We start from the raw sequence: 6190 nt of genomic DNA on the forward strand, positions 1-6190 counted from the left end.
GGCGCTCAGCCCTCCATCCGGCGCATCACGTCGTGCACCTGGTCGACGGTGGGGGAGTGCAGCTCGCGCACGATCATGCCGTCGGCGAGGAACAGCACCCGGTCGGCGTGCGCGGCGGCCCCCGGGTCGTGCGTCACCATGATCACCGTCTGGCCGTAGGCGTCCACCGCGCGGCGCAGGAACCCCAGCACCTCGGCGCCCGACCGGGAGTCGAGGTTGCCGGTCGGCTCGTCGGCGAACAGCACCTCCGGCCGGGTCAGCAGCGCCCGCGCCACCGCGACCCGCTGCTGCTGCCCGCCCGACAGCTCGCCCGGCCGGTGCGCGAGACGCTCGCGCAGCCCGAGCGCGTCCACGATCGTGTCGAACCACTCCCGGTCGGCGCGCCGGTTCCCGAGCCGCCCGGTCAGCCGGATGTTCTCCTCTGCCGTCAGCATCGGCAGCAGGTTGAACGACTGGAACACGAACCCGAGCCGGTCGCGGCGCAGCTTGGTCAGCCGGGTCCGGGACAGCTTCGTGATGTCGACGTCCCCGATGTGCACCGAGCCGGAGGTGACCGTGTCGAGCCCGGCCAGGCAGTGCAGGAAGGTCGACTTGCCGGAACCGGACGGCCCCATGATCGCGGTGAACCGGCCGCGCGGGAACGCCGCCGAGACGCCGCGCAGCGCGGTCACCGCGTGCTCGCCCGTCCCGTAGGACTTGACGAGGTCGCGGGCGGCGGCGACGTGGTCGTGGGCGCGGCCGGCAGGGGGTGCGGCGGATGTCTGGATCATGCCTTCAAGCCAACCGCCGGCGCCCCCCTCGGCGCATTGGCGGAGCCTCCCCGGTCGATGCTCGGGAAGGCCCTACCTCTACCGGCCCTCGAACTCCGGCTGCTGCTTCTTCAGGAACGCCTCGGTCGCGTTCTTGTGGTCGCTCGTCCGCGCGCACTCGTCCTGGAGCTCGGCCTCCCGCTCCAGCGCGGACGCCAGGTCGTGCGTCGCCGCGTGGTCGAGTGCCGCCTTCACCGCGCCGTAGGAGACCGTCGGGCCCGCCGCGAGGCGCCGCGCCAGCTCCACCGCCGCCGGGGCCAGCTCGTCGGCCGGGACGACCCGGTTCACCAGGCCCAGCTCCAGTGCCCGCTCGGCCTTCAGCGGCTCGCCGAGCAGCAGCAGCTCGGCGGCCTTGGCGCGGCCGACGAGGCGCTGCAGCGTCCACGACATGCCGCTGTCGGGCGCGAGCCCGATCCCGGTGAACGCGGTCGCGAACCGGGCCTTGTCGGACGCCACGACCAGGTCGCAGGCGAACGCCAGCGACGCGCCCGCGCCCGCCGCCACCCCGTTCACCGCCGCCACCACCGGCTTCCGCATCCCGGCGATGGCCAGCACGATCGGGTTGTAGTGCTTGCGGACGGTGTCGTCCAGGCCCTTGCCGGCGGCGAGGTTGTCGGCGTGCTCGCGCAGGTCCTGGCCCGCGCAGAAGGCCCGCCCGGCGCCGGTGAGGATCACCGCGCGGGCGGCCGGATCGGCGGCCGCGCGCAGCACCGTCTCGCGCAGCAGCTCCTTCATCTCGCCCGTCAGCGAGTTCATCCCGTCCGGGCGGTTGAGTGTGATCGTCCCCACAGCGTCGGTCACGTCGTACAGCACGGTCTCAGACATCGGCGTCCTCTCGTTTCGCCCGCAGATCCTCCCATCTTCCGATCTGGAGGCTGATCGTTACCACTTCGCGCCCGGAAGACGAGATAATGGACCACTACTGATGACGCGGATGCGACACGCGGCCACGCGGCCAACGGTGTGCGAGGCCGCGGCCCTACGCAGGAAGGGGAACCACGCATGGCGGCGATGAAGCCGCGGACGGGAGACGGTCCGCTCGAAGTGACCAAGGAGGGACGCGGGATCGTCATGCGAGTCCCCCTCGAAGGCGGCGGCCGACTCGTGGTCGAGCTCTCCGCCGACGAGGCCAAGGAGCTCGGCGAGGCGCTCAAGGACGTCGTGGGCTGACGGCTCCACCGCTCCCGGCTTGTTGGTGACGGTCCCGGCGACGCCGCCGGGGCCCTTGCCATTTCCGTACCCAGAAGCGCAGATCAGGGGGACCATCACCATGCCCATCGAGACCCGCGTCCACGGCGCCGGCGGCACCGTCTCGCAGGCGGCGGCCGACCTCGGGGCCGAGGTGGTGGCGGTGCCCGTCCGCAGGGGCCCCGTCGCACCGGCGGCGGAGGTCGCCGAGGGGCTGCCCTTCACGCTGGACGAGCTGCTGGCGCTGCACCGGGCCAAGGGCGAGCCGGGGGAGATCACCGCGACCCAGGTCCGCGTCGGCGACCGGGTCCGCGAGCTGCTGCTGTACGGGGTGGGCGACGCGGCCCCGGCCGACCTGCGCAGGGCCGGCGCCGCGCTGGCCCGCCGCGGCAGGGGCCGGACGGCGCTCGCCGCCGGCGTCCCCGACGGGGACCTCGCCGCGTTCACCGAGGGCGCGCTGCTCGCGTCCTACGAGTTCAAGATCGGCGCCCCGCCGGCCAAGAAGGCGCTCGGCACCCTCGCCGTGCTGACCGAGGCCGGGCCCGAGGCGGGTGCCGCGGCGATCGAGCGGGGCACCGTGCGGGCCCGCGCGACCGCGCTGGCCCGCGACCTCGCCAACACCCCGGCCGGCGAGAAGGACCCGTCCTGGCTCGCCGCGCGGGCCGAGCAGGTCGCCACCGAGGCGGGCCTCGACATCCGCGTGCGCGGCGAGAAGGAGCTGGCCGAGGGCGGTTTCGGCGGGCTGCTCGCCGTCGGCGGCGGATCCGCCCGCCCGCCCCGCCTGATCGAGCTCTCCTACCATCCCGGCGAGCCCGCCGACCGGCACATCGTGCTGGTCGGCAAGGGCATCACGTTCGACAGCGGCGGCCTGTCGCTGAAGCCGAACGAGGGCATGAAGACGATGAAGACCGACATGGCCGGCGGCGGCGCGGTCATCGCGGTCATGGGCGCGCTGCGCGCCCTCGGCGTCCGCGCCCGCGTCACCGGCCTGGTCGCGGCGGCGGAGAACATGCCGTCCGGGTCGTCGATGCGGCCCGGCGACGTGATCGCCCACTTCGGCGGGACGACCTCCGAGATGCTGAACGCCGACGCCGAGGGCCGGCTCGTCCTCGCCGACGCGCTCGCCTACGCCGACGCCGAACTCGCCCCCGACGCCGTCGTGGACGTCGCGACCCTGACCGGCGCCGCGAAGGTCGCGCTCGGGCTGCGGCACGCGGCGCTGTTCGCCACCGACGACGGCCTCGCCGCCGCGCTCGCCCGGGCCGGGGCGGCGGCGGGCGAGCCGGTGTGGCGGCTGCCGCTGACGGCCGACTACCGCGCCGCGATCGACTCCGACCTCGCCGACGTCGCCAACATCGGGCGCGGCGGCTACGGCGCCGGCGCCACCACGGCCGCGCTGTTCCTGCGCGAGTTCGCGGGCGACCGGCCCTGGGCCCACCTCGACATCGCGGGGCCGGGCCGCGCCACCGCCGACGACGCCGAGATCACCCGCGGCGCGACCGGCTACGGCGTCCGGCTGCTGCTCGACTGGCTGACCGCGGCCTGATCACGCCGGCCGCGGCCTGATCACTTCGCCCGGCGGTCGATCACCGGGACGCGGCGGCGCCGCCGGGCCTCCTTGACGATCTGCGGGAGCGTCGCGTCCCAGTCCTGCTCGACCGCGAAGCACCACGGGACGGCCGCCGCCGTGGCCGGGACGTCCCGCATCGTCAGCGCCACCAGCTTCGGGCGCTCCGAGGTGCGCGCCATCTCCGCCAGTTCCGGTGACGGCAGGAAGACGAGGTAGTCCTGCTCGCCGCGGCGGGTACCGGCCATCCCGCGCCGCACCGCCGTGATCGCCGCGACCTCGTCCCACGGCAGCGAGCGCCCGGACCGGCGCGGCAGCGGCCAGCGCGCCGGGCGCCGCACCCCGCCGCCGTCCAGTTCGAGGACGGGACGGCGGGCCAGCATCCCGCCCGCCGACACCAGCAGGCCCGCCCCGAACAGGACGAGCCCCGCGACCCCGAGCACCATGAACATGACACTGCCCACACCGGCGCCGCGCACCACGCCGCTGGTGATGAACCCCACCGACGCGGCGAACAGGATCAGGAACGCCAGCGACTGCCCCGCCCCGCGCCAGGTCACCCGCACCCGCACCGCGAACGGCTCCGAGGTCGCGGCGCCCTCGGCGCCCTCGGCGCCCGCCGCGCTCTCGGCGGTCTCCACCGGGTCAGCCCAGCCGGACGGCGCAGAGCAGGCCGTCGCCGACCGGGACCAGCAGCGGGACGAGCCGCTCGTCGTCGCGGATCATGCGGTGCACCTCGCGGATCGCCTCGGTGTCGGGATCGCGGTAGGCGGCGTCGGCGACCCGGTCGTGCCACAGCGCGTTGTCGAACGCGACGACGCCGCCGGGGCGCAGCAGCCGCAGCGCGTCCGTCAGGTACTCGGGGTACTCCCGCTTGTCGGCGTCGCAGAACACCATGTCGTAGGCGCCGTCGGTGAGCCGGGGCAGCACCTCCAGCGCCGGACCGCTGATCATCCGGGTGCGGAAGCCGGACAGGCCCGCCTCCCGGTAGGCGATCTTCGCCAGCCGCTGGTTCTCCGGCTCGATGTCCACGCTGGTCAGCACCGCGTCCTTCGGCATGCCGCGCATCAGCCAGACGCCGGACACGCCGCAGCCCGAGCCGACCTCCACGACCGTCCGCGCGCCGATCAGCGTCGCGAGGAAGCGCAGCGCCGCACCCCCGGCGGGGCCGATCGGCGCCGCGCCGACCTCCTCGCCGCGCCGCCTGGCGGCAAGCAGCGCCTCGTCTTCGGGGAGGAAATCCTCCACGTAGGCCCGGGTGGCCTGAATGGCGTCGATGGCTGCCTCCTCGCGGGACCCCCGCATGCCTCGTGCTGGAAAGACCATATCGTTGACAGGGAACCAACTGGAGTTTCAGCGCGTTGTAACCAGTGAAAGCACGACCGCGCAGCATGCAGGACAGTTGGTCCAGGAACCGCCCCAGCCCAGGCGAGACCGTGCCGTTCCAAGGCGAGAATCCTTGGCTACGAGAGAGGAACAGCCCGGCACCATGGGAGTCGCAGCACTCAGTTTCAGAAGCGCTGTGGGGGTCGGCGCCAGGCAGGGGCTTGGGAACGCCGCTCGTACGCGAGAGAACGCCCCCGAGGCGGAGTGGGCGCCGCCGTCCTGGGACGAGGTCGTCCGCGAGCACTCCGCGCGCGTCTACCGGCTCGCCTACCGGCTGACCGGCAACCAGCACGACGCCGAGGACCTCACCCAGGAGGTCTTCGTCCGCGTGTTCCGGTCGCTGTCGAACTACACGCCCGGAACGTTCGAGGGCTGGCTGCACCGGATCACCACGAACCTGTTCCTCGACATGGCGCGGCGCCGCCAGCGCATCCGCTTCGAGGGGCTCGCCGACGACGCCGCCGAGCGCCTCCAGGGCCGCGAGCCGACGCCGGCGCAGGCGTTCGACGACACCAACTTCGACGCCGACGTCCAGGCCGCCCTCGACGCGCTGGCCCCCGAGTACCGCGCGGCCGTCGTGCTGTGCGACATCGAGGGGCTGTCCTACGAGGAGATCTCGGCCACGCTCGGCGTCAAGCTCGGGACCGTGCGCAGCCGCATCCACCGGGGACGGGCGCAGCTGCGCGCCGCGCTGGAGCACCGCGCGCCGACGCGGCGCCGGCCCGGCACGAGGAACGGCTACCAGGCGGCCGAGGCGCGCGACGCCGCCCTGGCCGCGGCCGTCGAGTGCGGAGCCGCGGCCGATGACGGCCCGGCCGCGGCGCCCGCGGGGGGCCTGCACGCGGCCGGCGGCGCCCTGCCGCGGCCGCTGCCGGACGGCGCGTAAGCGGTACGTGGACGCGCGCGGGGCGGGACCGCGCGCCTGACCGAATGGAATCGACGGAGGCGGCGTGAGTTGTCTGGGGGAGCGTCTGACCGCTCTGGTCGACGGCGAGCTGGGGCATGAGGAGCGCGACCGCGTGCTCGCCCATCTCGCGGGGTGCGCCCAGTGCAGGGCAGAGGTCGCCGGCCTGCGGCGGGTCAAGGGACGGCTGCGGGGGCTGTCCGCGCTTCCCGCGAGCGACGGCACCGACGATCTGCCGACCCCCGACTTCCTGAACCGGCTGCGCGCCCTGCCGGCCGCGGCCGCCGAACCTCCCGCGCCCGCCGGGGCCCCGTCCGCGGGCGCCCCGTCCCACCG

At 74.7% G+C, this 6190-nt stretch carries 8 protein-coding genes; 4 read left to right on the forward strand and 4 right to left on the reverse strand.

The window, feature by feature from the left end; translation table 11 throughout:
* Window positions 1-5: 5 nt before the first annotated feature.
* On the reverse strand, window positions 6-770 hold the full coding sequence (locus E1284_RS18890; RefSeq protein WP_131940684.1) for an ABC transporter ATP-binding protein: 765 nt from the start codon (window positions 768-770) through the stop codon (window positions 6-8).
* Window positions 771-848: 78 nt separating this feature from the next.
* Entirely contained in the window at window positions 849-1634 is a 786-nt protein-coding gene (locus tag E1284_RS18895) for an enoyl-CoA hydratase-related protein (RefSeq protein ID WP_131940686.1), read from the reverse strand.
* Between the two features lie 177 nt (window positions 1635-1811).
* Between E1284_RS18895 and E1284_RS18900 the strand changes: the two genes are divergently transcribed.
* Both E1284_RS18900 and E1284_RS18905 read left to right on the forward strand, forming a co-directional pair.
* Window positions 1812-1979 (forward strand): DUF3117 domain-containing protein, encoded by a 168-nt coding sequence (locus E1284_RS18900; RefSeq protein WP_083980698.1) that lies wholly within the window; start codon window positions 1812-1814, stop codon window positions 1977-1979.
* A 100-nt stretch (window positions 1980-2079) separates the two neighbouring features.
* Window positions 2080-3543, forward strand: a complete 1464-nt coding sequence (locus E1284_RS18905; RefSeq protein ID WP_131940688.1) for a leucyl aminopeptidase family protein — start codon at window positions 2080-2082, stop codon at window positions 3541-3543.
* 20 nt (window positions 3544-3563) lie between these two features.
* Here the strand turns inward: E1284_RS18905 and E1284_RS18910 are convergent, their stop codons facing one another.
* The gene (locus E1284_RS18910; protein WP_131940689.1) at window positions 3564-4205 is read right to left on the reverse strand and encodes a hypothetical protein; all 642 of its coding nucleotides are present in this window, start codon (window positions 4203-4205) and stop codon (window positions 3564-3566) included.
* A 4-nt stretch (window positions 4206-4209) separates the two neighbouring features.
* Window positions 4210-4869 (reverse strand): O-methyltransferase, encoded by a 660-nt coding sequence (locus E1284_RS18915; protein WP_163058629.1) that lies wholly within the window; start codon window positions 4867-4869, stop codon window positions 4210-4212.
* Between the two features lie 184 nt (window positions 4870-5053).
* Here E1284_RS18915 and sigE point away from each other — a divergent pair, with 184 nt between their 5' ends.
* Both sigE and E1284_RS18925 read left to right on the forward strand, forming a co-directional pair.
* Complete coding sequence (gene sigE / locus E1284_RS18920; RefSeq protein WP_424923490.1) at window positions 5054-5836, forward strand: RNA polymerase sigma factor SigE; 783 nt, start codon at window positions 5054-5056, stop codon at window positions 5834-5836.
* Between the two features lie 64 nt (window positions 5837-5900).
* On the forward strand, window positions 5901-6190 hold a 290-nt coding region (locus E1284_RS18925), incomplete at its 3' end, for an anti-sigma factor family protein (RefSeq protein WP_207923835.1).

The organism is Actinomadura bangladeshensis (genome assembly GCF_004348335.1).
Classification (GTDB): Bacteria; Actinomycetota; Actinomycetes; order Streptosporangiales; family Streptosporangiaceae; genus Spirillospora; species Spirillospora bangladeshensis.